Source organism: Microbulbifer sp. CnH-101-G, assembly GCF_052466775.1.
The window spans coordinates 1,082,296-1,107,373 of record NZ_CP174292.1; the positions used below are offsets into that span (position 1 = coordinate 1,082,296).

Consider the following 25,078-nt stretch of genomic DNA (forward strand, 5'->3'; position numbering starts at 1 on the left):
TTAGATTACAAACTATTCGGTGTATTGGCTTTAAGAGCTAGCCAAGTAATCTCGGTAACCGTGCATGGCTGTTCATTCTGACATGCCTCGTGTATACCGAGATTCTTACGAACACTGGTGTGCAGGATTTATAAGTCCTTTTTTAAGGTACTTATGATAAATGCAGGCTGTTATGGGGAAAGATAACGATTGGTCCAGAATACCCGGAAGAGTATTTCTCTATGAAATCTTTTTAGGATTAAATTGATTGCTTAGTCCTTTCTATCAGTTTCCGCTTTCTGTTTGGTCTCTAAATTTCGATCACAATTTCCTTGTCTGCACTGTGTACTAATGTTGGTGCCATTCTTATAGGCGTTAATCCCATCGATTCTTCCATCGATTTCGTCTGTATTGCCGTTTCAGGTAGTCGCTTTCACGATAGTAGAGTTTGTCGTCATAACAAATAAAATCACAGAACCTTTTATCGCTCACGCAATCAGCTGGTATCTCCCGATTGTTTCCAAGACACCGGTGATAAACATGCTTACAGGTTCTCATGCATCGTTTGCGGGCTTCTTGTTCATTGAGACTGCTTGCCAGGCTGGAGGAAGATGTGCCCAATAGTATTAAGAGTGTAGCTATTGCCAGCGTAAATTTTCCGGTTGCCATGCTAATTGCCGCACCTGTGAAAGTTTCACCGCTTAAGAGTAATGTTTACCGTTTTGAAAAACAAATTTTACTCGCTGAGCAATATTATATGAATCAATCATCAGCCTCTTTGCTTAAGTTTCTGTACTACTCGATCTAGTTCAGCTTGATTATCGTTGATAAGTCTATCTGCTAAAATTTTTAGCTTGTCGATGGATTTGTAATCAAATGGATCAACAAAGGGATCGGTTATTTCTACATTGAAGTAGTTATAACTTATTTGACCTTTATGGCTAAGTGATTTGGCAATCTCCAGGGTGTATAATTGTTGATCGTCCATAGATCTTTGTACATTCGATATAAGATCTTTAGTCCAGCCTATTTCTCCCCAGTTTTTTAAGCTTCTGTAGTTGGTTTCCATAGTGTTCAAGGGTGATGTACCAGCACCAAGGATCAGTACATAGTAGTTTTTCCCTGGGAACTCTCTGATGGTTTCTAAAAGAATGATGCTGGTAGGATTGTTTGCATCTATGCCAGCATCGGCAAAGTAGCGGTGGCGAATATCTTTCCCAGTAGTCATAAACTCTACCGGGGGGAATAGGCTCTCAGCACTAGTAGCTGCAGTGACAAGCTGATAAAGCGTATTGGTGGGCAGTTCGGTAATTTCCTGACCTCGATTTTTAAATAGTTTCACCTGGCCTGTATGGATGTTAAGGGAGGGTATGATGATGTAATTATTTAGGTCGGTGATTTTCATCCCATTTGTGTAGTGTTTCTCCATGGTATTACTCAGTCGCTCTCCAATGAAGCGAGGCGAAAAAAGTCCATTGGCGGTTAACAGTTTATGATACCAAGGGGTAGAGAATATATAGCCGCTCTCATTTTTGTAGATTTGAATTATCCTGTCAGTTTTAGAGTCAACACTTTGATCTTTAGACCCTTGCCGGTCTGTTGGTAGATAGGGGGCACTGAGCCCCGTGGCAATAATGGCACCCGTTGAGACACCGCTGAAAATATCAAAGAGTTCCTCAATGGGTTTGCCAGTTTGGTTTTCTATGTATTGAATTACGTAAAGTGGTATCAATCCGCGGATGCCACCGCCATCTACAATCAGAATGTTAATGGTTTCTTTGTCTTTGAGAGCATCATTATTTTTAATAAACTCACCTGTGACCGGGCGAGCATCAAACTTAGTGCTCTGTGTGAGGCGGCTATTGTATAAATACACTAGGCTCACAAAAACAATAATAAGAAAAGCAATAATGGCTGATAGATGCCGAGCTTTCATAAGCTGTTTGTACTCTTTAAGTCCATAGCATTCTTTAAATCTATATCCTAAAGAGTACAGGATAGGGCGATAGTTTTATCTTTAGCTATTCCATTAAGGAATTTCAGGTGCAGCTTTTTATCTGTTTACAGGTTGTTTTTTTGTATCCTGCTTTCTGCTTCCCTGGGAGGATATTATTCTATGGGCAGAAAGATATCGGTGATCATTTCACTTTCCGACACCTCCGGAAAAAACTTTACCCTCTCAAAAAACATTGGGAATTCACGCAGAGTAAAACCTGAAGAATCCAGCCACTGAAAGTACAGGTATCGAACGGCTGTGCCAATTGAGTCATCGCTCCCACTGTGTCTAATGACCGCGCATTTTCCAGCCGGAATCACTTTGTTGACTATATTCTCGGCATTGGTGTCGGTAAAGGTTTTTACCGTGCAGCAGACGTCAAACCTGTACTGATCGGGAGGTGTGGTTGCTGGATCATCGTAAACTAGGTTGAAGGTTCTGCTGTTGTTCGGTGAAAGCCCCTGAGCTTTCCGCCATTGAATAAACTGTCTGATGGTTGTGCCCAATAGGTGGGCTGCGCCCCGGTGTTCCATAACGGCAAGCTGGGTCTCGGGGAATTCAATAATATCGACCTGGTAACTAGCGGAACTTTCCATTAACTGGTTCCTTAATATCATTATTGGCTCATAGTGTTTATGCCAAACTTCCCAGTCTGGGGCTCGGCGAAACTCTGAGGGATTCTTGCCAAAGAGTTTCTTAAAAGCTCGCGTGAAAGCTTCATGGCTGTCGTAGCCGTTCTCCAGAGCTATATCCAACACCTTTTTGTCCCGGTAGGTGAGCTGATAGGCCGCCCGTTTGAGCCTCAGCAATCTGACAAGGGTTATCACGGACATGCCGAAAAATGCGGAGCACTGTCGGTGGAAGTGGTACTTAGACAAGTTGGCGTACTGGCAGAGCTTGTCGATATCCAGTTCGGAGTCCAGGTTGGCCTCGATATAGTGCAGTACCTGCGCAAACCTTTCCCTATACCTCATCATAGATACCGCTTCGTTTTATCTAAAAGTATTCTAAATTTTGTGTCTCTCTGACACTTGATCAAAGTTGCTGAATATTACCCATGGAGAGCGCGAGTTGATGGAGGCGAGGAAAAGAGGAGAGAGGGAGTGGAAACAGAGGAGGTAGAAAAGGCGAAATGGAGGGGGCGCATAGGCCCCCGAATAGACTGCAGGGGACTAACAGGGTGTGGTAGACCTCTTGAAGGTGTTTACCATGACCTTTGCCTCCTTGAGACGCTGTAAATAGTCCTTCAGGGAGTTGAGCCCGGCCTTCACTCCAAAGGAAATCACTTTTATCACCAGGGAGAATGCCAGTTCTGATTTGAGGTGGGGGGTAAATGCCAGAAAGGCTTTGAAAATAGAGCAGTGGATTCTTTTGAGTAGATCTTGAATATCTTTATTTCCGGTAGATATCTTCTCGGCTTTTTTCTCAAAAGCTTTGAGTTCATCCAAGTACTCGGTAAATAAACGGTAATTAAAGACAACGGTTTTGTGTTCTTTGTACCCGGCTATGATGCGACTCAGGGCGTCGTTGATTTTTCTGAGGGCAATGTAATCTGTTCTGGATAGGTGCTCATAGGAGTTGGAGAGATACGCGATGGTATCTCTCCGTAATTGACAAAATTCGAACAGGTGTTGGTCATGCTTTCTTATCTCAAAAAGCCTGTATATCTGAATTGCAATGAAGACAAGAGCAATCGCGAGCAACATGGAGAACACTACTCAAACTCCTTTTCATTAACTGGCTTTTTGGGGGCCACTTTTCTAGTGGGCGGAGAATAGGAAAAGGCATTATCCATCAGTTTGAGGAACCTGTCCCGATACTCTTTATTATCTGCCGCTAGTCGATCAATTTCAACTTGGCGATCTTTCAACCGCCCACTGTACATCCAGAACAATAAATAATGCGCAAAGATGAAAAACACGACAAACAGGCCATTTTTTAGGCCCATTTCCTGTATGAAGTGGAGTATATCTTTCAGGGTATCGGTCATGCAGTCCCTTAAAGCCAATTTCATTGAATCTTGCGCATTTTTAACCATTGAGACGGTTGAAGCAAATCGCTTCACTGAAGATGGGAAGTGGTGAGAGCTTTTCCGTGCCTTTAATAGAGTTCTATGGGTTTGCTGCTTGTTATTTTCAAGGCAGTTGAGGACGAGGAAGGGCTTATTGGGGTTAAAGCAGGCCAGGTTGATGTGGAAATTCGGGGGGAAAGAATTGTCCGTCAAGAACTCCCTGCCCAGAAATGAGGGCAGGGAGGGGGGAAATCTACTGTACTTCGGCCTGGCTGGTTTCCGGCAGTTTTTCTGGAGCTTCCATTAGCTGCTTGCCGGGGTTTTTAATCACGCCTTTTTGCAGGATTAAAGTGTTGGGGTATGTAATTAATTCCTCGCCCCGTCGGATCAGGACATGAAACAGTGTGATCTCCTCAATCGTGCCAGAGATGTCATCGTCTTTGTCCATCACCCGAATCTTGTCGCCAACCCGGTAGGGAAAGCCGAAGAAAATAATCAGGCTGGCGGTGATGTTGCTCAATATTGACCACTGGGCAAAAAGTGCCACGCCAATTACTGCAAATACGGAAGAGAGGAAGATGGAAACCTGGGTGTATTCAAATCCCAGGGCGCTGATCAGCAGGACCAGGTGAAATACCAAAAGAGCAATACTGACGGTCTTGGAAATGTATTTGAGGCGATAGGGCTTGACTGCCCTGGTTTGCCCAAATCGGCTGATAGCGGAGGAGCTAAGCCTCATGCAGATAAAATAAGAGGCTACGATCAGTGCCGCTATGATTAAATTCATATGTGTGTCTCGTCTCCGTACCGTGCCCATTAGGGAGAGGGCTGCGGGGCACGTCTTGTCGTTAATCACTCTCCGCCCGCTGCGCGGATCATAATCTCACACAGCCACACTGCCAAGCTGTCATACAAGCGGGAGCCTGAAGGCCTGCCAGTGGGCTTGGTGTGGGCACGGCTGGCGGCTCGCTGGTCAGCCATCGTTCTTGCCGGGATCGGCGCACTGCCCCTAAACTGTATATATATACAGTACTGGGTAAATCCTATGAAACTAGCGACTCTCTACAGTCACGGTGTTGCCGCTGGCTTTCCATCTCCTGCGGATGATCATAAAGAGAAAAGCCTCAGCCTTGATCAACATTTGATCACTCATCCGGCGGCCACGTTTATGGCCCGAGCCAACGGCGACTCCATGCAGGGCTTGGGGATCTTCGACCGCGATCTCCTGGTTGTCGACCGTTCACTGACGCCGGTACACGGTGATGTCGTGGTGGTGGCCCTGGATGGCCAGCTCACCTGTAAGGTGCTGGATCGCCACCATGGGCGGCTGCTATCGGCCAATGACCGCTATCCGCCGATACCGGTTTGGGAGGGGCAGGAGCTTATCGTTGAAGGGGTGGTTAAAGCCTCTATTCGCTATCACCGCCCCCGCTGAATGCTGGCACTGGTGGATTGCAACAGCTGCTACGCCAGCTGTGAACAGATATTCCGGCCCGACTTAAGGGGTAGGCCGGTGGTGGTACTTTCCAATAATGATGGTTTTGTGGTGGCGCGCTCGAAGGAGGCCAAAGCGCTGGGGATTGGGGATTTGCAGCCCTTCTTCAAGATTGAACACCTGTTGCGACGGCACAAGGTGGCCATCTTCTCCAGTAACTATCCGCTGTACGGTGATATTTCCCACCGGGTGATGGAAACCCTGAAGGGCTTCAGTCCGGAAGTGGAGGTGTACAGTATCGATGAGATGTTTCTCAATCTGTATGGCTTGCAGGAGCAGTGGTTGGATTACGGCCAGCGGATTCGCACAACCCTGTGGCGTGATGTGCGTATGCCGGTGGGGGTGGGGATTGCCCCGAGTAAGACTCTGGCTAAGCTCGCCAACCGGGCGGCGAAGAAAATCGCTAGCTGCAATGGAGTCTGTGTTCTGGATACCCCGCAGAAGTGGCAGTGGCTACAAAAGCGTATGCCGGTCGATAAAGTCTGGGGCGTTGGCAGGCGCCTGGCAAAGCGGCTGGGGCACTTGGGCATAGAGACCGCTTATGATCTGGCGCAGGCCAATCCCAAGATCCTGCGCCGGCACACCAATATCAATATTGAGCGAACTATTGAGGAGTTAAATGGAGTTCCGTGCCTGAGTCTGGAGGAACAACCGCCGGCAAAGAAGCAGATTTATTGCACGCGCTCTTTTGGAGAGAAGCTGACTGAGCTGCAGCCCATTCAGCAGGCAATCAGCCTCTATGCCAGCCGAGCGGCAGAAAAGCTGCGCGCCCAGGAATGCCTGGTGGCTTCGATACATATTTTTCTGCACACCTCACCTCACGAGCCCCACTATTACAGCCGCAGTACGCTGGTACAGTGCCCCTATGCCACCGATGACAGCCGCCTGATCGCCAGTCTGGCCAAGGGGGCGATAGCCGAGCTTTACCGCCCGGGCCACCGCTTTATGAAAGCCGGTGTGGGCCTGGTAGAGCTGGTGCCCAGGTCTCTGGGGCAGGGGGATCTGTTCACTGTCGGTCAGCCGGCCCGCGCCGGGGAGATGATGCAGGCCCTCGATAGGGTCAATCAGCGTTTTGGCCGCGGCACCCTTTTCTTGGGTGCTGAGGGGGTACATAAACACTGGAAAATGCGCCAGGCCTACCGCTCACCCGCCTACACCACACGCTGGGAAGCGTTGCCACTGGTAGATGTTTAAGAGAGTATTTTTAAGGGGATGGCTGGTCCTGTTTCGGAATATCAAGATTCAACGCTCCGCAGCTGCCGCAGTTTTTGATGAGGACTGGAATATTGTCCAGGCATGCATTGCAGACGAAGCAGCGGCCGCTCTTTAAGGTCTTGTGACATGCGAAGCGCTTTACCTCCATCATAGGGAGGCCAATAGCGAGTTTTAAGGCTTTAATCAGCGCTGCGCTGATTCTGCGATCGGGAAAGGCGCGGAGGATTTCCCGTATCGGAATAAGTGCGGAATCCTTGATATCCCAGATTTGGCCACAGTGATCACAGTAAAGAAGCATCGGATGGCTGGCAGTATTTATCGATCGATAAAACCAGTCTAGCCGCAAGCAGTCAGTGTGAGGAGTCAGTATGTGGAGTCAGCACGGGAAAGGAAGCGAGAGTCTCGGCGGGGTACAGGTTGAACTGAGATCGTTAGTTTTAAGCGGGCTCTTAATATTTCAAATCCAGATCCAGCAGGGAGACAGGCTCGCCCTCTTTGTTTACCAGGTCCACCTTAACAGCTTCTCCGGTTTTTTTATCAACCACTCGAGACCAGCGTACATTGGTTTTCTCAGACCAGTGTGTACTCCAATCAATCAGAGAGACCAAGACGGGGACTAGCGCAAGGCACTTTGGGGTAGCGCTGTAGAGCATACGCCGCGCACCGGGCTTAATGGGCGCTTTAACCAGGATGCCGGTTTCCTCCAGGTTACTTAATCTTTGCGTGAGGATATTTCGGGATATCTGCAAACTATCTTGCAAAGAGTCAAATCGATTAAAGCCTCTCAGCACATCGCGGACAATCAGCAGGCTCCAGCGGTCGCCGATCACAGAAAGGGCCTCTTCGATCCCACATTGAACAGCGGGTTTACTCTCGCTCATAGCCGTTCCGGAGTTGTTCATGGCGCCATGGTCTCACAAGTTAGTTCCAAAACAAAACTTCCCTGGAGGCCGCATCAGGTCGTTATATAGCCATAAGTTATTGAGGTTTCTAGGCTAAGCTAGCGCAATTAAGTTGCATTTTGGAACTTATTTATATTAGATTAGTTCCAAAATGCAACTTATGGTATGGGTCATGCACTTCAAACCTATCGTTTTATGTTCTCTGGTCGAAGGTTCACGAGCGAGCCTCAACAAGCAAGCCCTGGAGCAAGTCATAGGCCGGGCTTACCGGGAACACCTAAGCCAGCCGGTAACGCCCAGAGTGATATGGCTGGAGGTTCCCTCAAACCAAGCCTTTTTGGAGGGAAAGACATCGTCGGTGGCCACCTTGATGGCCCCAGTGCCTGATGGAACATCAAATAAGTTGCGACACCCGTTTTTATACCAACTGCTGGAGCAGTGGTGCCTCACAACAGGGATAAACAAAAATGAAGTCGTTATTACGGCGCCTGACCAATCGCTCAGCAGGGCATTCCTAAGCGCAAATCGCAAGCGTATGTCACCGCTGCGGCAAATTGCCTACATAGCCAAAACACTGGTGCGATTAGTGAGGTCCAAAAGCGCCACGGGTCATTTCAACACCCATATCAATTTATGAGAGGTTAAAAATGCCGCTTTATACGATTTCCACTTGGCGCCCATTATCTGCTCTTGAGCAACAGGCTCTGGTCTCTGGGGTTACTGAAGCTCACTGCACAATAACTGGCGCACCCGCACAATTTGTACAGGTTGTATTTAGTCGAGGCGTTCATTTACGCTCAAAGAACAGTCTCCATATCCTGGGTTCCATTCGCGCAGGTCGCAGCGATAGAATCAAGTCAGCTCTAGCCAATCGCTTTATCGAAGTGGTCTCCCTGGTTTTAGGGTGTTCTTCCGCTCGCTGCACGGTGGAGCTTATAGATGTTCCCGCCAGTTGGGTGATAGAGGGAGGCGCGGTTATGCCAGAACCTGGAGAGGAGCAAGCGTGGCTTGCCCAGTATTCAAACTAGGCTTGCGGTTGCTTTCTAAGTATCAAAGTAAACTAAGTATCAAAGTAAACTAAGTATCAAAGTAAACTAAGTATCAAAGTAAAAAATAATTCAATACAACCATCTGCTGATTGGCAGTCAGGGAGTAATATTATGTCCACTTCAACCTTGAAAGGTATTGAGGCTCTGGAAGCCTACCTGCTAACAGGTAAGCAGCCAGAGGGGCAAGATTTTTCCAGCTTTAAAGCTTTTTCGGAAAAATTCAGCGGAAATACTTTTGAAGCATTAATGGCTGCGTGCAAGCGCTATTCCCGGCAAACGGCGATCTCTTTTTTTATCTCAGGCAAAGACTATAGAAAGCCAGTAAAGATTAGCTATCAAACACTGGCTGAGCGTATTATCCAAACTGCCAATTTATTCAGTAGTGTCGGTATTCAAGAGCATGACACTGTCGCATTTATATTGCCAAATTTGCCAGAAACCCACTATGTACTATGGGGGGCGGAGGCGGCCGCTAAAGTATTGGCGATCAATCCGCTACTGGAGGCCAAACAGATAGAAGAGCTGATTCGGCATAGCCAGGCAAAAGCCATCGTTACCTTGAGTCCTTTCCCGGGCACTGATATCTGTGAAAAAGTTGAGAGTATTTTACCGAATTTACCCGAGGTAAAAAGTATCTTTCATGTGGACCCGGCATATCACGCCGGAGGCTTGAAAGGCATTGCGGCTAGTGCAATACAGTATCAATACCGCCGGCGGCTGAAATCATTGAAAGGCAAAAAACGAATCCCCTTCCAGTCGGCGATTAAGCAGCAACCGTCTAGCCATTTGAACTTTAAACGCAGTATCCACAGTGATGACACCGCCTCCCTATTTTGTACCGGGGGTACAACAGGGTTACCAAAGATCGCCACCCATACACACGGGAATGAATTGGCGAATGCAAAAAGTATTGGTTTGGTCGCCGGCGATATTATGGGGCCCGGAAAAGTTATTCTGTGCGGTTTGCCACTATTTCATGTGAATGCGGCAATCGTGACGGGGCTTGCAGCGTTTATTAACGGCTGTGAGGTGGTATTAATGACCCCACAGGGCTACCGGGGTGAGGGTGTTTTCAGTAACTTCTGGAACATCATTGAATTCTATCGCGTGAACAGTTTTAGCGCTGTGCCCACAGTTTATTCTACTTTGTTGCAGCAGCCAGTAAAACAGTGTGATATCTCCTCCCTACAAATGGCTTTGTGTGGCGCGGCGCCTATGCCGATTGAGGTTTTTAATGCTTTTGAGCGTATAACCGGTGTGCAAATCGTAGAGGGATATGGTTTAACGGAAGGCACTTGCGCTAGCAGTCTCACGCCACCACATGGCGCGAAGAAAGTGGGCTCTATCGGGCTGCGTTTACCGCTACAAGAGATGAGAAGTGCCCAGCTAGGTGAGCTGGGCAACTTTATTCGGTATAGCCAGACCAATGAAATCGGCAATTTGCTTATTCGAGGCGACAATGTCTTCAATGGGTATCTCAACCCTGAGCACAATAAAGGAATTTGGGTACAGGATGATCAAGGGCAGCGCTGGTTTAACACCGGGGATTTAGGCAGGCAGGATGAAGATGGCTATTTTTGGCTCACAGGCCGAAAAAAAGAGTTGATAGTGCGTGGAGGCCATAATATTGAGCCCAAATTGATAGAAGAGGTGCTTTGCCAGCATCCTTCCGTTGCCATGGCTGCAGCAGTAGGTACACCAGATGCCTATGCGGGAGAGGTTCCCGTCGCCTATGTCATGCTGTCGGGTGAAGCGATCAGCACGCTGACAGTCAGAGGGCAGGAGGTTGTAATGGATGATTCTGCCAGAGCCCTGCTTGAAGAGATTACTGCCTATGCCAAAGAAAATATTACCGAGCGGGCGGCCATTCCCAGAAAAATTGTGCTCCGACCGGGACTCCCTACTACGGCGGTTGGCAAGATCTTCAAGCCTGCTTTGGAGATGGAAGAAATCCGGTTGTGTGTTCAGGATATTATTGACCGATTGGTGCAGGGAGCAGATTCAGCCATTACCGAGAGTCAGGTAAAAGTGGAGCAAGACAAGGTGCTTGGTACTATTGCCAGGGTTACCACCGGAGGGGATTCCAGTCTTGAGGGCGCTCTTGCGGAGCAGCTTGCGCCGTACACCTTTAAATATGAGATCGTCTAATTTTCTTTTGGGGTGCTCTCTTTCTGAGCACCCCGACCAAGCCATCAAATCTTTGGTGGAGTTTGCACGGCTTGCCTTGAGGCTTTTACCAGTTCCAATAACTTACCATATAAAGTGTTGCATATAAGCCCAGCCATAATCAGTGCAAAGCCGATAACCTCTATGGTTTCTAACTTTTCGTCCAAAATAACACTGGAAGTGATAATGCCCACCACCGGGATTAATAGGGCGAAAGGGGTCACCGTTGCCGCAGAATGGGCTCTCAGAAGCCTGCCCCAGATCGCGAAGGCAATCAGCGTAGAGATATAGCTGACAAAGGCGAGGGAAAGCCAGGTTTTCGCATTGGCACTAATAATCAGAGTTAAAGGGTCTTGAGTCTCCAGAAAATAGGAGAGGGTAAAAAGAGGTATGGGAGGCACCAGGCATACCCAGACCATAAAGTGCAACAGATTGACGCCCTGAGTGCGTTTCATGATCAAGTTCGACAGGGCCCAGAAGAAAGCTGCAAGTAATAATAGCACCAAGCCGAATGAGGTTACGCTCCCCTCACTGCTGAAGAGAAACAGTGAAAATCCGGCCATTGCAATGAAAATACCCAACAGTTGATATCGACCTATTGCCTCCTTAAAGAAAATTGCACTCAGTAAGATGGTAAAGAAGACCTGAGCCTGAAGGATCAGTGAAGAAATTCCTGCAGAGGCGTCCGCTTTCATGGCGAAGAAGAGTAGCCCAAACTTGAACACCCCAAGAAAGACACCGACACCCAGTAGATTCCACGTAGAGGTTTTGGGAAAGGGGATAAAAAGCACGGCCGGAATTGCAACTATAAGGAATCGAAGTGCGGAGAATAGGATGGGAGGAAGTTCTTCCAGTCCAATTTTAATAACCGAAAAATTAACTCCCCAAATGATAACAACAGTGCAAGCTAGAGCCAGATCCTTTAACGGCATAAATAATCCCCATCCCTACAGAGGGTAACTACTTTAGAACACTCTGGGAGGTTCGCACTCCTCAGCTTTTTAATGGGAGATATCTATCTAGTGTAGATGCTAGTAGATATTACTTGGAAAACTACTCCCGCATAATAAAGAGACTATGGAAATAGTCAATCTAATAGTATTAATCTTGTGGAGCTGGGCGAGTTGGATTGGTAGAGGTGTCTTGCCTAGAAAGTTAACAGTACGATTCTGGCTTATCTGTATCTCTCCAATAAGTCTGTCGGTACATTATTTCAAGGAGCTATGGTGTTAATAGCCAAAGAGGTCAACAAAAGAGTGGGAAACATCATCATCGATCTAATGGTTTTCAGTGCAGTTTTTCTGAGTAACTCAGCGATCTTCAGGGCATAAAGCCTGCAGATGACCTATCGATAGTTAGGGCTGGAGAATAGATTTGTAGTCTGCGCAAATATGGATGATCAAATATCGAACTTGTGATGTACTACTACTGAGAAGCTTTTTTATCTGGCTGGTTGAGTCGCTCGATAATTCTTTTTAATTCTTGCTGGTTTTCTTCGATCAAGCGATCGGCATAAGTTTTTAAATGGTGCAGGGAGTCATAGTCAAAGATATCGACGAATGGATCAGTGACTTCGACATTTAGGTAATCGTATTCCAGGCGATCGCCATCAGAGAGCTGTTGAGCGAGCTCCAGTGCGTATAATTGTTGAATATCCATATATCTCTGAATATTGGAAAAGGCATCCCGTATCCAGTTGATACGCCCCCAATTTTTCAGTTCACTGTAATCTGCTTCACTGCTAGCCAATGGTGGTGAGCCTGCTCCTAAAATTAGTACATAATAGTTTTTATTTGGAAATTCTTTAAGGATATCCAGTAGCACTAGGCTGGTGGGGTTATTCATGGCCAGGGCGGCATCGGCAAAGTAGCTGTGCTCTCTGGATTGCTCTGGTGTCCTGAAAGCTACCGGAGGAAAGGCGGTCTCGGCGCTGACTGCTGCAGTGATTAGCTGGTATAAGCTGTCGGTAGGTAGTTGTTTGACTTCATCCCCTCGATTTTTAAAAAGGTGTATTTTACCACTGTGAATGTCAAGTGCCGGGATAAGGACAAAGTTATTGAGATCTGTAAAAGAAAGTGACTTTGTATAGTGGTTTTCCAGTACACGGTGGAGTCGCTCGCCCATAAAAGAAGGGGAAAACAGTCCCCAGCCTGTCAATAGATCGTGATACCAAGGTGAGGAAAACAGGTAGTCACTTTCTTCTTTATAGAGTTGGATCAAGTACTCCGTGGCAGAATCATGCCCGGTGTAATTTTTAGGGATAAATTTTTCAGGGATGTTGATGCCGCTGGCTACAATAGCACCGCTGGATACTCCGCTGTAGACATCGAATACCTCGCTAATCGGCTTGTGTAGTTTGTTCTCGAGATAGTTAAGTACATATAAGGGGATGAGCCCCCGGACACCGCCGCCATCTACGATCAAGATTTTAATAGTGTCTTTTTCTTTGAGGTAATCTAGGCTTTCTGACCGCTCGGGCTCGTAAGGGGAGCTTTTGAAAGTGACAGACTGGGTAAAATGCTTGTTGTAGATGTAAGCGGCAACAATATAAATTGCAAGAATGCAGAGTAGGGCTAAAACCACATGTTTAAGCATAAGACTGCAGGCCACTCTCACTTAAAGAGTTAGTGAATGCTGCCGGGCCGAAGCCAAGATTAACTTAGATTGGTGTGAAGTGTATGGTCGTATGACTGCAATCGCTACCTGCGGAGCTATCTACAGAAGAAATAAAAAAAGGGCTTGTATCCGGAGATACAAGCCCTTTTGAAATGGCGCGCTCGGGAGGATTCGAACCTCCGACCGCCTGGTTCGTAGCCAGGTACTCTATCCAGCTGAGCTACGAGCGCGTCGTTGAGGGTGCGCACAATATAGGTTTACCAATGAGCCGTCAAGCACTTTTATGAAAAAGAGTAATTAAGGTTAAATATTGATCATTAAGCGAAGGAGAACAGTGGCCACCTCCTATTCTGGTTGGTTAAGAAGTGGAAGTGGGGTAATGAAGCTTAGCCTTTAGCTGCGGCATTACCCGGCACCAGTACACATGAAATCCTGAGGCATTTGAGGAATAACTAGCTCCTTAGTGGCGTGCCCGTTGTAGATGGATTGGGTCACGTTGGTAGCTGTATTGTTGGCATGCGCGTTTAGTGTTCAATCTTGGAGAGAAGCTTGGGGTTCTGGATCAAATTCCTTACACCATGAGCATGGTCTTCATTAAAGATATTGTCCTTGCACCAGTTGCCCACAGAAGCAATGTTGACCTTGGCAACATTGGGGCGGACACTCCAGGTGACTTGATAAGGTGAGCCCTGTTCATTGTAATCTGGACCGGTGGTGGAGCCTGAATACTGAATTGGCTTTCCAGTATTGCTGGGAATGCCCAAGGCTTGTTGAAAACCACCTTTTTCATCATGGGCAGTTAGCTTTACAAAGTCTAAAGCAGTGGAATCATTCACCAAGACATAAACTTGCGTTTCTACTCGCAACTGTGGATTCTTGATGTCTTCGTTGAAACAGGAACCCAAGGTTGGACCGGGTTTAATTTTGGCGGATGAGTGGACATAATGGACTTCAATGGTATCTCCAGGATGAAGGCTGCCATGTTCGCTTGGACACACTTCTTGATTAGGTGGGGCTAACTCGGTGTCGGTAAGAGTACCGGAATACTTAAAACCTGACAGAAAGCCATGCCCATCACCGTTGCCCGCATACTGGGTAAATTCTCCACCTTTATGCTCAGCATTTTTGTGAAAATGGATATTGCACAAGTTCATAACCGTATGAGCTGGTGCGGCAGCGAAGAAAATCGCATGGTTTCCGGAAGTTGATTCAATATCGCGTGGAGATTGCGGGCCAAAATTTCTCCCTGTGGTGTTCTTCTCTAAATTGGCACGTTGATTTTCGATGGTCTCATCTGATACTGCGACATTACTTTCTTGCGCAGAAGCGTTGACGGCTATAGTTGTCGTTGCAGCTAAAAAAAGAGACTTTATTTTCACGGTGATAATCCCCTGCGGTTTGTTGTGGTTGAGAGGTTGGTTGTATTTATGTGGGTATGTTGCTCTGGTAATTAATTCCGGTACGCAGCAGGAGTAACTTTAGATTACAATCAATAAGGCATCTGTTACTCTATTCGGCTTATGTACACAGCTGCTAAATTGCTGTTGCCATCCGCAACAATAAGGTCACTTTTACCGTCTTTGTTTAAATCTAAAAGTGCGACTCCCCACGGATTGGGAATATTCGTATCCTTAAATTTGATCGACTTGATTGTCGAGCCTCCAATTAAAACGAGAATTTCCCCCGGCCAACTGCTGATTAAAGCGTCGTCAATATCATCACCATTGATATCTCCTGTCGCAATCTGTTTGGCGCCATTAGATGCCTGGATTTCTACTTGTTTCTTTTTTAGAAAGCTGCCGCTGCCATCTCCTGGGATTATAGTAATGACATCGCGGTTGTTGGCTACAAGTAAATCCATGTTTCCGTCTCCGTTCATGTCTGCGGCCTCAACAGTAAATGGAGCTTCGGATTGTGCCAGATTATTTAAGCTGAAAGAATTATTGCCAGATTTGTTATTTATTAATATGCCTATATCATTCTGATTGGGCGTCACCAAATCGGAGTGTCCGTCTTTGTTTAAGTCTTTGATGGCAAATCCCCGGTAGGGGTCTCCTCCCACTTTAATAGTCTTCCCTGGCAGTTTAAAATCACCATTCCCGTGTCCTTTGAGAATGAGTAAACCTTCGAGATTACGGTTGTCTACAATCAGGTCAACTTTACTATCATCATCAAGGTCACTTAATCGGACGACATGTGGGTGAGGTGTTACTTGCACGCTTAAAGGTGAATTCGGTGCAGGATAAAAACCTCCTTTGCCATTTCCAAAAAGCATGGTGACGTATGAGGTTTCGTGGTTGGCTATAACAACATCAACATTCCCATCGCCATTGATGTCAGAGGTCGATAAACCTGAAGGACTGTCACCGGCGGGGAGATCTCCTGCTGGTGTCAAAGTCCCATTGCCACTGGAAAGATAGGTTACTATGTTGTTGTCTGAATTGTTTGCAATAATTACATCTTGATTTCCGTCTGAATTGAGGTCTGTTACTGCAACTACAGGTTGGCCGGCACCAACTTTAAGTATGGAAGCGGAGTAAGATATATTTTCTACTTTAATTGTGTTTGCGGAGCATAAAGCGCTAGAAGCTGTTTCATAACTTCTTTAACGTAATTAACATGCCTGCAATATAGAAAAAAGCACGATAAGTGGACAAATATCGCTCCCATCTAACAACTAAACGGCGGTAATTTCCCAACCATGCAAAAGTCCGCTCAACTTTCCAACGGCGAGTATACCTTCTGAGCTTTCTACCATCCTGCCTTGAGGCTTTTTTCCTATTTCTCCTGTGTGGATAGATAAGGTCGATTCCACGACTCAATAGACTATCTCTAAGAGGATCAGAGTCCGCCGCTTTATCATAAACTAAACGATGAATCTTTGTATTTTTATACGTAACATCAAGCAATGGGTGTAATAACTTTACTTCTGCTGGTGAGGCCGAAGTAATGGTGCCTCCCAGTGGAATACCTTCGCCATCGACCACCACCATCCACTTTGAACCCTTGCCCCGCTTGGTTTTCCCGACTTCGAATCCCCCTTTTTTGCTGGTGCAAAGCTACCATCAGAAAAGACCTCCTCCCAGTTAAGCAAAGACTGTTGATCCAATAGCTCCAGGAATCTTCTCCATGCATGTAGCCAAGCTCCTTGCTCTTCCCAAAATTGAAGCCTTCTCCAGCATGTACTCGGTGATGGATAGTGTGAAGGAAGATCTTTCCATCGCGCTCCAGAACGCAAAACCCACAGGATGCCTTCAAAACAAGCCCGATTATCAATGGGTTTTGGGCCTCCCTTTCCTCGTTTTAATTCAGGAAGACATGGTTTGATCAATTTCCATTGATCATTGGTTAACTCTGACTTGAATCGGCTCACTATTTCTTGGCTTTTTTCTATGTAATTGCGTGAGAATAACCGATTTCAAGTTATGAAACAGCCTCTAGTCATATAACAGAGTGTTAGAAGAATATATTTAACTAAATTCATTTTCTTATGGTTCTCTAAGGTTTGCGTGATTACATAACAAATTTTAAGGGAATGCTCTGGTCTAGAGTTGACAAAGGTTAATTATCTCCGGCTTAGAACTTTATCTGGCATCAGGCTAATAATCGAGATTAATTTGTTAGCTTCTGGTGAGTTTGGCGATATATGAATTTTGTGTGGGGCTAAATGGGTATTGTGATAACTTAATAACTTATCAATATTATGTGCAGTGCAAAACACCCGTGATCGATCTTGAGCCTTACTCTGCCTTTCTGGAAAAATTTTTTTGATGGCAGCGCCCTAAAGTGGAGGGTTTTTCAAGCTGTTCTTGATTGAGTTAGTAAAATTATAGCCTTGGTTTTGTCTGCATAAAAAGAGTCAGCCCCCTCTTTATTGGCGGTTGATAATATCTTTCGATTCCAAGTGGTCACTATTAACCATGTATTGTCAAAATCTATTTAAATGCAGGCTCAGTGTATCAGTGTGGCTGCTGGTAAAGACCCCATACAGGTTGTGCGGTTTTATTGTAAGAGAGCGATAAAAATTTATATTGTATTCATGCCTCCATTAGGCTCACAATTTTATGCCTGGATTTTTATAACAAGTGATTCCCTTGACAATAGCAAAGAGTCCCGTTGGTTGTAGGCCAGTTATTTTCAACACGGGTAAGCTAGGAACCTTATGGGAGCCGATACCAGCCAGTCGCCCTGAAAGAACGACATTAGATGGAAGTACTTAATGGGCATAACTAAAACGCTAATTGTCTACCGAGGTACTTCCTCTTGAGAGAATTGCAAGCTGGCAAGGTCCTTAATAGTCGAGGGCGTTTATGTGTTTTTGCTGGTAGGGGATCATCCCCTACCTATAGATTGGTATGGCCTGGGTTGCTAAAGCGGGCGGAAGCAGAGAGATGCAAGGCCCTAGAGCCCTGTTATGGCAATACCCCCTATATATTTGTAATCGACATTAACCCGTTTTCCGCGACTGTCACTCCGGCCTTTCAATAAATCAAACATCAGCCGGGAAAACTGCTTGATCTTTTCTGGATCTGATCGAAGCTGCATCATCTGATTCTGGTGGGCATCATTGCTTTCCAGGATCGCGCGTCGTCCACCGCTTTGTTAAAGCCCCCTAACAGGGCCTTCTAGACAGTGTTATCCGCTAGCTGTTCCATCACCCGCATGTTTTCTGCACTCAAACATTTCCTTGGCTGTTTATAGGCGGCTAGGGCGGACTTGTAGCGGATCTGCCAACGCTCAAACACCGGCATGCGGGTATTGGCAATCGCCGCGTTGCTCTTGCGCTTGATAAAAAAGGCCGCGCAGAACTGCTCTACTTCTAACAAGGTAAAGCTGCCCGCAGCTTGTCGAACAGATCAAAAATCAGGTCCGGGTCGGTGCAGCTAGTATTTCAATTACTCGGAATAGGGCGCTTGGGTGGCCGCGCTGTCTACGATCAAAGCCAGTTTTTAGCGGATATCGATGAATGACCAGGTCGCAGACATCAACCCAACCACGCTCACCATCCCAGGCACAGCTACTATCCCAGTCGGTTAGCTAAACAGCATCACCAGCCCAGGCCCCAGGGCACAAATCTGCGTATTATTAGCAGAAATCAAACAGCTTTAGCGACATGCCCAATAAAGGCAAACCCTTCGCACAAGAGGACACCCTAGCGCCCGCCGTCAAGCCCTGGATACCATCGACGCACAACTGCAGCTAGAAGAGCAGGCCGCACAAAACAATCTGCCGGGCACTGCCAGTAATGGCGAGCGCTACCTAGTGGCTTCAGGCAGCGGCGCCTGGGCCGGTAAAGTCGGCCAGCTTGCCCTTATGTGGCAATGTCAGGCTGCAGACAACTTTGCTTGACAAAAGTGGCTCTGAATAAAGCGGACAATCTGTTGTATGTGAAAGGCAACACAGCTGGAATATTGCTAACCGCCAGGGGGCTCTGCCGAAGATCACTGAGAGTGCAAACAGCGATTTGACTGGGTGCTGGGGCAGATGTTATCCGCGTTAAATAATATTTACTGAGATAACCAGGTTAGTTAATCGCTCTGCTTTTAACTGTTGGCTTAGTTGGTACGTATATAAGGGTAAAATTTTTTGGGGCATGGGGAAAGAATGAAATAAAATACTTCGGACAGTTTTGGCCTGGTTGTTTTAGGGTTGTGGCATTGTAAAGGTATTTTACGCAATTTGGAGACGTTCAAGGCTGTGATAAATACCGATTATCAAGCTGCAGGCCTTGTTAGGGTTGGGAATTAAAAAAACTGTCCGAAGTATTTATGTGTTTCATAGTATATGTAATAGGTTGTAATTTTGAAAAAACTGGCTACAAAATCCGCTCTGCACAGGGCTGTGTTGAAAAATTCTATCGGTGGAATCACTTTAATCTGCGCATCGGCTTTGGTGCAGGCAGATACGATCAGTACCAAAATAGACTTGGGTGCACCCTTCCCCTTCAGGATGGAAGATGGAATTAAACACGAGTTAATTTTAGATGTTGGTTATCAATTCGATACCATTAAGAAAATTTGTATCAATACGAAAGTTAAAAATGGAACTGCGGGCGGAGTATCTTATGAAACAAAAAGTGAACCTGCAGGACCTTTCACTCTTCCTTATTTTGAATCGCAAGCGTTGATGTTGCTTAAGAGCGTAGAGCTTCCAACACCGGAAAACCCTAACCCTGTACCACAGATGCAAGAAAGCATCAATATCTGTGGGGGAGAAAACAGCCTCTTAGCAAAAAATTTTCTCGATGGAGAAGGTAAATTTACGTTCAATGTGTCCGGTGGTTATATAGATTTCTGGGACTTTGAGCTGGTTGTAGAGGGGGATGTTTCTGATACTCAGTTGGCGATTGTGCTTGACGAACCTGTCGAATTTTCAGTGCCTTCCTATGGAGGAAGAGTCAATTATGATGCAAGTATTCGTAATTTAGATTCTTCACAATCATTGGTTACTCTTGAGCAATGGAGCGTGCTCACCCTTCCCAATGGGGATAATTACCCTATTCATAAATCACGTGATGTTGTGTTGAATTATTCTGAGGCAAAGGACTACACTCGAAATTATCTAACGATACCAGAATGGTTTGAGGCTGGAGATTACGAGTTAACCTGGTATGTCACTGACCCAAGCACCGGGGTTCGGGTGAAAGACAGTCTGCATTTTACTAAAAGTGCTGACTAAATTTTAAGTTCTCGACTGAGCTGGGGGCTCTTGTGTCCCAGCTCTTCCTTTATCAAATCAAGAGCTTTGCTTTTTAAGGGCCGGATTATAAAAAACTGTCCGAAGTATTGTTGTGCCTCATAATATATGTAATGGAGTATCGTTTTGAAAAAAATCACAAACAAATACCCTCAGTATAGGGCTGTGTTGAAAAGTTCTATCACTGGTTTCACTTTAATCTGCGCGTCGACATTGGTTCAGGCAGATACGATCAGTACAAAAATAGATTTAGGTGAGCCGTTCCCCTTTAGGATGGGAGATGGAGTTGAGTACGAGGTGGACCTAGATGTTGGCTATCAATTCGACAGTATTGAAAAAATTTGTATCAAAACTGAAGTTAAAGGTGGAGATGCAGGCGCAGCATTTTATAGGGTAGAAAGTGAATCAGTAGGACCTTTCATGATGCCTATTTCTCAAGCGTATGCACAGAGACTCCTTTATTTTATCGATGCTCCAACTCCGGAAAATCCCAATCCTGTCAGGCAGATGACGAACATCAGTTTCTGTGAAGGTGAAACTAGTATCTTGGCGAAAAACTTCCTTGATGGAGAAGGTAAGTTTACGTTCAATGTGTCCGGTGGTTATGTGGATTTCTGGGACTTTAAGCTGGTTGTTGAAGGTGATATCTCTAACACTCAGTTGACGATTGTGCTTGATGAACCTGTCGAATTTTCAGTGCCTTCCTATGGGGGAAGGGTTAATTATGATGCGAGTATTCGCAATTTAGATTCTTCACTATCGTTGGTTACTCTTGAGCAATGGAGTGTGCTCACTCTTCCTAATGGTGATAATTACCCCATTCATAAATCACGGGATGTCGTGTTGAATTATTCTGAGGCAAAGGACTACACTCGAAATTATCTAACGATACCAGGGTGGTTTGAGGCTGGAGATTACGAGTTAACTTGGTATGTCACTGACCCAAGCACCGGGGTTCGGGTGAAAGACAGTCTGTATTTCACTAAAAGTGCTGACTAATTTTTAAGCTTTTGACTGAGCTGGGGCACTTTTGTGTCCCGGCTGTCCCGTACTAATCATATATGGCTCAGCCACCAAGATAAGTGTTGGATGTTAGACTACCTTTCGATGTTAAAGCACTGTTGTATTTTTTCCTTACTTGCTGTGGCAGCTACTTTAAGCGGCTGCTACGAAGCCGAACTCTAAGCCTATGACCGTCAGCAGTGGCTCCCCCGCTGGCCCGATGCGGGCGGTGACTGTCAGAACATTCGCCAGGAGCTGCTGATTCGCCTCTCTCTGGCTCCGGTGACCTTTAGCAATGAGAAGGCTTGCACAGTTGTATCTGGCCTATGGATGGGTCCCTATACCGGCCAGTTTTTCCAAAAGGCTTCGGACCTGAATGTTGAACATATTGTTCCACTTTCATGGGCCCATAAGCACGGCGGTGCCAATTGGACCCGCGAACAACGCCGTGCTTTTGCCGAAGACCCAGCGAACCTGTGGCTGATGGATGACGGCCACAATCAAAGCAATGGCGATATAGGCCCCTATCAATGGTTACCCCCCCTACTAGCCCGCGCGCACTTATTTTGTAGCAGTTTCAGGCTATCGCTGAAAAGTATGACCTAATGTGAAAGGAAGTGAAGCTTATTCCTCTTCGTTGTCCCATTGTTCTTCATAGCCATTACTTACAAGATAGCCATTCAGAGTATGGAAAATAGCTTCGGCCCAGGATTCAAAGCCTTCGCGCTCCAGAACTGGAAGTCCCTGGCCCCGATCGTCCGCCATAACGTCCACCATCTTCCAGTAAAAACTGGAGAGAGTCTGCGCTTCTTGCTCGTTTGCCACTTCCCGCTTTTCTAGTACCGCCCTGGCCTTCGCATCCCCCATTTTGTCGGCATAGTGAAACAGGATCTGTTCTTCATCCGGGTATTTGTATTCGATCATAGTGCGTCCTGCGCCTCTCGGATAACTGACATTCTGTCTGCGACCCAAGTTAGCTTCTCTACCAAGGCCTCCACTTTCATTCTCTCAGTCACCGTTAATAAGTAATGATTTTTATCTTTCGGGTCTGGCACAAAGGCCAAGCCTGCGGGAATATCAGCTTTCTCTAGAACCCAGAAAACGTGGATGGGCAACCCTCGGGTTATTTTCTTTTTCAGGCGATAGATTCGCTTTAAGTGTTGCCAGTGAGCCGAGAAGGATAGGCCCATTTGCTCATGGGGGAGTACCCACTGTTCATCTTGGGAAAATAAATAGTCCCGTTTCCTAATTCCCATAATCACAGAGGCATCTTTGCTGTTTTTGTACAGCGTTGGGTGGGCCCCCTGCTCGGTTGGTCGGGCATAAAAAGGCCCTAATGTTTTGATGTACTCACGCAGGTCTTCAACAGTACGGAATTGTTGCACCTAACCCCTCCATGGGTGATAAATATTTAGCTTAAGATTGAAGCCTCACAGGCTCCCCCAATGATAGGACGCCAGAATATAATGGGCTAAACAAACACTCAAGTGGAATAACTGGTGTCATAGTAACTGGGTTTAGAGTAACCCTTTGTCGTTTAAGATTTATATGCGTTTACTTTCTCTGCTTGTACTGGCGGCCACATTAAGCGGTTGCTACGAAGCCGAACCCGAGGCTTACGATCGCCAGTAGTGGCTGCCCAGCTGGTCCGATGCGGACGGTGACTGTCAGAGCACTTGCCAGGAGCTGCTGATTCGCCTCTCTCTGGCTCCGGTGGCCTTTAGTAATGATAAGGCTTGCACCGTTGTATCGGGCCTATGGATGGGCCCCTATACCGGCCAGTTTTTCCAAAAGGCTTCGGACCTAGATGTTGATCATATTGTCCCACTTTCATGGACCCATAAGTACGGTGGTGCCAATTGGGCCCGGGAGCAGTGCCGTGCCTTTGCTAAAGACCCAGCGAACCTGTGGCTGGTAGATGATGGGCACAACCAAAGCAAGGGCGACAAAGGCCCCGATGAGTGGCTGCCCCCATATCAACCCGCTCGCGTTATTTATACGCGACAGTTTGAAGCAGTCGTGCAGAAATATGGGCTGATGTGAACTGTTGAGGTTATTTGTCTGTTAGTTCGTAAAAAAAGTAACATTGCATATCTGCGCTGTTTTCCTGGCAGTCGCATAGTGGGTTAATGATATTCAGGTAACTGATAAAGCCTGAATAGAGTGGTTCTAGTATCAATACGGAGTTTATTGAACAGTGACTATCTTCATAAGCTATTCTCACGCTGATAAAGATAGAGTTGATTCTTTGGCCACAGCCATGGTCAATAGAAATGCCCAGGTTTGGTTGGACAGGTGGGAACTAAATGTAGGGGATTCATTGATCGAGCGTATCCAGGATGCCCTTACTGAAGCTGATGCCTTGCTCGTAGTTCTATCGAAAGCCTCTGTGCAATCACAGTGGTGTAAAAAAGAGCTTAACTCTGGCCTATTTAGGGAGTTAGGAGAAAAAAGAGTAGTGGTGCTTCCCGTGCTTCTGGAAGATTGTGAAATACCTTTATTTCTACGTGAGAAAATGTATGCAGATTTGAGACGTGATTTTAGCTCCGGGATACATGAAATCATGAATGCTGTGGGCAAAGTATCCAACCCTAATCAAAGTCGATTTGATGATGGGGGTAATTACATTGATTGGGGGGAAACTAAGGGCTTATACAACATCAGATTCACAATCCTAGAGTCTTATCTAAGCCAGAGAATGACAGTACTTACTGAAATAGTTGTCATTTGTAATGAGGTGATGTCGGCAAGGCAAAAGCAATACGAAAACGCCGGGTTGGATTGGGTTGGGAGGATGATTATAGCCGAGCAGCTCTTTAATTATGCCTCAAGAAAAGAGCTTAAAGTCATACTGGATAGTACACTTCCCAAAGCAGTCAGCGCCACAGACATAGATCCCAAGACCGGTGTTGAATACTCTGTTTCTACTACATGTTGAAAACTTGGCGAAGATAGTGGTAAAGGTCAATTGGTTAATATCAGTGATAGGCTCAAAGCTATTCGTGAATACCTCCGTGAAACTTCCAGGCCTCCAACATCTGAAGAAAAGAGTGTGATTTTGGAAATGTTGGGGTCTCCTATCTCTAGTGACTAGATACGGTTGTAGTGAGGTGGAATTTTTTTGTTTTGTTTAATTAATACATAGGTAAACCACCGCCTCTGGCGGTGAGACTTGACAGGGCTCTGCCGTTCCGGCGTGCAGAATGAAAAATATGGCCTCCACGAACCGGCAAGTTCTATAAAGGAGGCCATATGCGAGATTGGCAGTGCCAAGTTCACGTGAAGTATTATTGCAGTTACCACGTGGTATTTGTGCCTAAGTATTGAAAGAAAACATTATTTGGAACATTGAGACAGGAGATCGGAGCGATATTTCGAGACCTATGCCGTCAAAAGGGTATTGAGTTGATTGAGGGATACGCAATGAGGGATCACATTCATATGTTGTTAATAATTCCTCCAAAGTTCAGTGTTTCCAATACGGTTGGGTTTTTGCAAGGGAAATCTGCGATCCAGATATTTCGAAAGTACAAGCATGTACAGAGAAATTTTTCAGGAAGACACTTTTGGGCCAGGGGATACTGCGTTAGTACAGTTGGGCTCGATGAGCAGATGATTCAAAAGTATATCAAGAATCAAGAGATTGAAGAGCGCCGTCAAGAGTAGATGCACCTGGCGGGGTTGTAGCTAGCCCCCTTTGGGGGCTTTCACCATACCACCCGCTATGCGGGTGGTTGCTGATTTTTCACCACAACAAAAAAGGCTTACGCCTTGAGACGTAAGCCTTTGCTTTGTATGGCGCGCTCGGGAGGATTCGAACCTCCGACCGCCTGGTTCGTAGCCAGGTACTCTATCCAGCTGAGCTACGAGCGCGTTACGGGTGCGGATATTATAGAGATGCTTTACCCAAGTCAACTGTTTTCTTAAAAAAATCGTTACAAATCATTGTCT

General features: G+C 46.2%; 26 protein-coding genes, 2 tRNA genes and 2 pseudogenes. 12 read left to right on the top strand and 18 right to left on the bottom strand.

Translation table 11 applies throughout. The annotated features are described in order from the left end of the window. Positions 1 to 748 precede the first annotated feature (748 nt). From ACJJID_RS04920 to ACJJID_RS04945, 6 genes are all read right to left on the bottom strand, one after another. A complete protein-coding gene (locus ACJJID_RS04920) occupies positions 749 to 1,915 on the bottom strand; it encodes a patatin-like phospholipase family protein (RefSeq protein WP_444921732.1) in 1,167 nt (388 codons plus the stop codon). A gap of 173 nt (positions 1,916 to 2,088) precedes the next feature. Next, the gene (locus ACJJID_RS04925) at positions 2,089 to 2,952 is read right to left on the bottom strand and encodes an AraC family transcriptional regulator (protein ID WP_444921733.1); all 864 of its coding nucleotides are present in this window, start codon (positions 2,950 to 2,952) and stop codon (positions 2,089 to 2,091) included. 195 nt (positions 2,953 to 3,147) lie between these two features. Then, positions 3,148 to 3,690 (bottom strand): hypothetical protein, encoded by a 543-nt coding sequence (locus ACJJID_RS04930; RefSeq protein ID WP_444921734.1) that lies wholly within the window; start codon positions 3,688 to 3,690, stop codon positions 3,148 to 3,150. Continuing rightward, positions 3,690 to 4,199, bottom strand: coding sequence for a hypothetical protein (locus ACJJID_RS04935; protein WP_444921735.1), 510 nt, complete (start codon positions 4,197 to 4,199; stop codon positions 3,690 to 3,692). The genes ACJJID_RS04930 and ACJJID_RS04935 overlap by 1 nt, the downstream gene beginning before the upstream one ends. A 40-nt stretch (positions 4,200 to 4,239) precedes the next feature. After that, entirely contained in the window at positions 4,240 to 4,773 is a 534-nt protein-coding gene (locus tag ACJJID_RS04940; RefSeq protein WP_444921736.1) for a mechanosensitive ion channel domain-containing protein, read from the bottom strand. A gap of 65 nt (positions 4,774 to 4,838) precedes the next feature. Next, positions 4,839 to 4,967, bottom strand: a complete 129-nt coding sequence (locus ACJJID_RS04945; protein WP_444921737.1) for a hypothetical protein — start codon at positions 4,965 to 4,967, stop codon at positions 4,839 to 4,841. 64 nt (positions 4,968 to 5,031) lie between these two features. Between ACJJID_RS04945 and ACJJID_RS04950 the strand changes: the two genes are divergently transcribed. Both ACJJID_RS04950 and ACJJID_RS04955 read left to right on the top strand, forming a co-directional pair. Then, positions 5,032 to 5,421: a LexA family protein gene (locus ACJJID_RS04950; protein WP_152452880.1), complete on the top strand. Its 390-nt coding sequence runs from the start codon at positions 5,032 to 5,034 to the stop codon at positions 5,419 to 5,421. Beyond that, positions 5,422 to 6,675: a Y-family DNA polymerase gene (locus ACJJID_RS04955; RefSeq protein ID WP_444921738.1), complete on the top strand. Its 1,254-nt coding sequence runs from the start codon at positions 5,422 to 5,424 to the stop codon at positions 6,673 to 6,675. 470 nt (positions 6,676 to 7,145) lie between these two features. Here the strand turns inward: ACJJID_RS04955 and ACJJID_RS04960 are convergent, their stop codons facing one another. Then, a complete protein-coding gene (locus ACJJID_RS04960; RefSeq protein WP_444921739.1) occupies positions 7,146 to 7,577 on the bottom strand; it encodes a winged helix-turn-helix transcriptional regulator in 432 nt (143 codons plus the stop codon). Between the two features lie 193 nt (positions 7,578 to 7,770). Here ACJJID_RS04960 and ACJJID_RS04965 point away from each other — a divergent pair, with 193 nt between their 5' ends. From ACJJID_RS04965 to ACJJID_RS04975, 3 genes are all read left to right on the top strand, one after another. Next, positions 7,771 to 8,235 carry a hypothetical protein gene (locus tag ACJJID_RS04965; protein WP_444921740.1) on the top strand — a complete coding sequence of 155 codons (465 nt, stop codon included), beginning with the start codon at positions 7,771 to 7,773 and terminating at the stop codon, positions 8,233 to 8,235. A 10-nt stretch (positions 8,236 to 8,245) separates the two neighbouring features. Then, positions 8,246 to 8,626 carry a tautomerase family protein gene (locus tag ACJJID_RS04970; protein WP_444921741.1) on the top strand — a complete coding sequence of 127 codons (381 nt, stop codon included), beginning with the start codon at positions 8,246 to 8,248 and terminating at the stop codon, positions 8,624 to 8,626. A gap of 132 nt (positions 8,627 to 8,758) precedes the next feature. Further along, complete coding sequence (locus ACJJID_RS04975; RefSeq protein WP_444921742.1) at positions 8,759 to 10,795, top strand: acyl-CoA synthetase; 2,037 nt, start codon at positions 8,759 to 8,761, stop codon at positions 10,793 to 10,795. A gap of 44 nt (positions 10,796 to 10,839) precedes the next feature. Here the strand turns inward: ACJJID_RS04975 and ACJJID_RS04980 are convergent, their stop codons facing one another. The 8 genes and pseudogenes from ACJJID_RS04980 to ACJJID_RS05015 form a co-directional block, all read right to left on the bottom strand. Continuing rightward, positions 10,840 to 11,745 (bottom strand): EamA family transporter, encoded by a 906-nt coding sequence (locus tag ACJJID_RS04980; protein ID WP_444921743.1) that lies wholly within the window; start codon positions 11,743 to 11,745, stop codon positions 10,840 to 10,842. A gap of 493 nt (positions 11,746 to 12,238) precedes the next feature. Next, a complete protein-coding gene (locus tag ACJJID_RS04985) occupies positions 12,239 to 13,408 on the bottom strand; it encodes a patatin-like phospholipase family protein (RefSeq protein ID WP_444921744.1) in 1,170 nt (389 codons plus the stop codon). 174 nt (positions 13,409 to 13,582) lie between these two features. Continuing rightward, a tRNA-Arg gene (locus ACJJID_RS04990) sits at positions 13,583 to 13,659 on the bottom strand. A 294-nt stretch (positions 13,660 to 13,953) separates the two neighbouring features. Continuing rightward, entirely contained in the window at positions 13,954 to 14,808 is an 855-nt protein-coding gene (locus tag ACJJID_RS04995) for a delta-class carbonic anhydrase (RefSeq protein WP_444921745.1), read from the bottom strand. Positions 14,809 to 14,933: 125 nt separating this feature from the next. Continuing rightward, complete coding sequence (locus ACJJID_RS05000; protein ID WP_444922606.1) at positions 14,934 to 15,989, bottom strand: FG-GAP repeat domain-containing protein; 1,056 nt, start codon at positions 15,987 to 15,989, stop codon at positions 14,934 to 14,936. A gap of 34 nt (positions 15,990 to 16,023) precedes the next feature. Beyond that, a pseudogene (locus ACJJID_RS05005) lies at positions 16,024 to 16,452 on the bottom strand (transposase); the annotation flags it as partial. After that, a complete protein-coding gene (locus ACJJID_RS05010) occupies positions 16,353 to 16,802 on the bottom strand; it encodes a transposase (protein WP_444921746.1) in 450 nt (149 codons plus the stop codon). The gene ACJJID_RS05010 and the pseudogene ACJJID_RS05005, both read right to left, overlap by 100 nt. 1,252 nt (positions 16,803 to 18,054) lie before the next feature. Further along, positions 18,055 to 18,255 carry a hypothetical protein gene (locus ACJJID_RS05015; protein WP_444921747.1) on the bottom strand — a complete coding sequence of 67 codons (201 nt, stop codon included), beginning with the start codon at positions 18,253 to 18,255 and terminating at the stop codon, positions 18,055 to 18,057. A 355-nt stretch (positions 18,256 to 18,610) separates the two neighbouring features. On the opposite strand from ACJJID_RS05015, the gene ACJJID_RS05020 reads away from it, so the two are divergent. From ACJJID_RS05020 to ACJJID_RS05035, 4 genes are all read left to right on the top strand, one after another. Then, positions 18,611 to 18,778 carry a hypothetical protein gene (locus tag ACJJID_RS05020; RefSeq protein WP_444922607.1) on the top strand — a complete coding sequence of 56 codons (168 nt, stop codon included), beginning with the start codon at positions 18,611 to 18,613 and terminating at the stop codon, positions 18,776 to 18,778. Positions 18,779 to 19,231: 453 nt separating this feature from the next. Further along, positions 19,232 to 20,107 (top strand): RbmA family biofilm matrix protein, encoded by an 876-nt coding sequence (locus ACJJID_RS05025; RefSeq protein WP_444921748.1) that lies wholly within the window; start codon positions 19,232 to 19,234, stop codon positions 20,105 to 20,107. Between the two features lie 144 nt (positions 20,108 to 20,251). Beyond that, complete coding sequence (locus ACJJID_RS05030) at positions 20,252 to 21,124, top strand: RbmA family biofilm matrix protein (RefSeq protein WP_444921749.1); 873 nt, start codon at positions 20,252 to 20,254, stop codon at positions 21,122 to 21,124. 333 nt (positions 21,125 to 21,457) lie between these two features. Then, complete coding sequence (locus ACJJID_RS05035) at positions 21,458 to 21,733, top strand: GmrSD restriction endonuclease domain-containing protein (protein ID WP_444921750.1); 276 nt, start codon at positions 21,458 to 21,460, stop codon at positions 21,731 to 21,733. 18 nt (positions 21,734 to 21,751) lie between these two features. Here the strand turns inward: ACJJID_RS05035 and ACJJID_RS05040 are convergent, their stop codons facing one another. Together ACJJID_RS05040 and ACJJID_RS05045 are read right to left on the bottom strand one after the other, a co-directional pair. Continuing rightward, the gene (locus ACJJID_RS05040; RefSeq protein WP_444921751.1) at positions 21,752 to 22,051 is read right to left on the bottom strand and encodes a hypothetical protein; all 300 of its coding nucleotides are present in this window, start codon (positions 22,049 to 22,051) and stop codon (positions 21,752 to 21,754) included. Beyond that, a complete protein-coding gene (locus ACJJID_RS05045; RefSeq protein WP_444921752.1) occupies positions 22,048 to 22,512 on the bottom strand; it encodes a hypothetical protein in 465 nt (154 codons plus the stop codon). Before ACJJID_RS05045 ends, ACJJID_RS05040 begins: the two co-directional genes overlap by 4 nt. Before the next feature lie 328 nt (positions 22,513 to 22,840). Between ACJJID_RS05045 and ACJJID_RS05050 the strand changes: the two genes are divergently transcribed. The 3 genes and pseudogenes from ACJJID_RS05050 to tnpA all read left to right on the top strand — a co-directional run bounded on the left by ACJJID_RS05050 (position 22,841) and on the right by tnpA (position 24,793). After that, complete coding sequence (locus ACJJID_RS05050) at positions 22,841 to 23,170, top strand: GmrSD restriction endonuclease domain-containing protein (RefSeq protein ID WP_444921753.1); 330 nt, start codon at positions 22,841 to 22,843, stop codon at positions 23,168 to 23,170. A 154-nt stretch (positions 23,171 to 23,324) separates the two neighbouring features. After that, positions 23,325 to 24,065, top strand: coding sequence for a toll/interleukin-1 receptor domain-containing protein (locus ACJJID_RS05055; RefSeq protein ID WP_444921754.1), 741 nt, complete (start codon positions 23,325 to 23,327; stop codon positions 24,063 to 24,065). A 314-nt stretch (positions 24,066 to 24,379) separates the two neighbouring features. Then, positions 24,380 to 24,793 (top strand): annotated as a pseudogene (gene tnpA / locus ACJJID_RS05060) (IS200/IS605 family transposase). Positions 24,794 to 24,923: 130 nt separating this feature from the next. On the opposite strand, the gene ACJJID_RS05065 reads toward tnpA, so the two are convergent. Further along, positions 24,924 to 25,000: transfer RNA gene (locus tag ACJJID_RS05065), tRNA-Arg, on the bottom strand. Positions 25,001 to 25,078 lie beyond the last annotated feature (78 nt).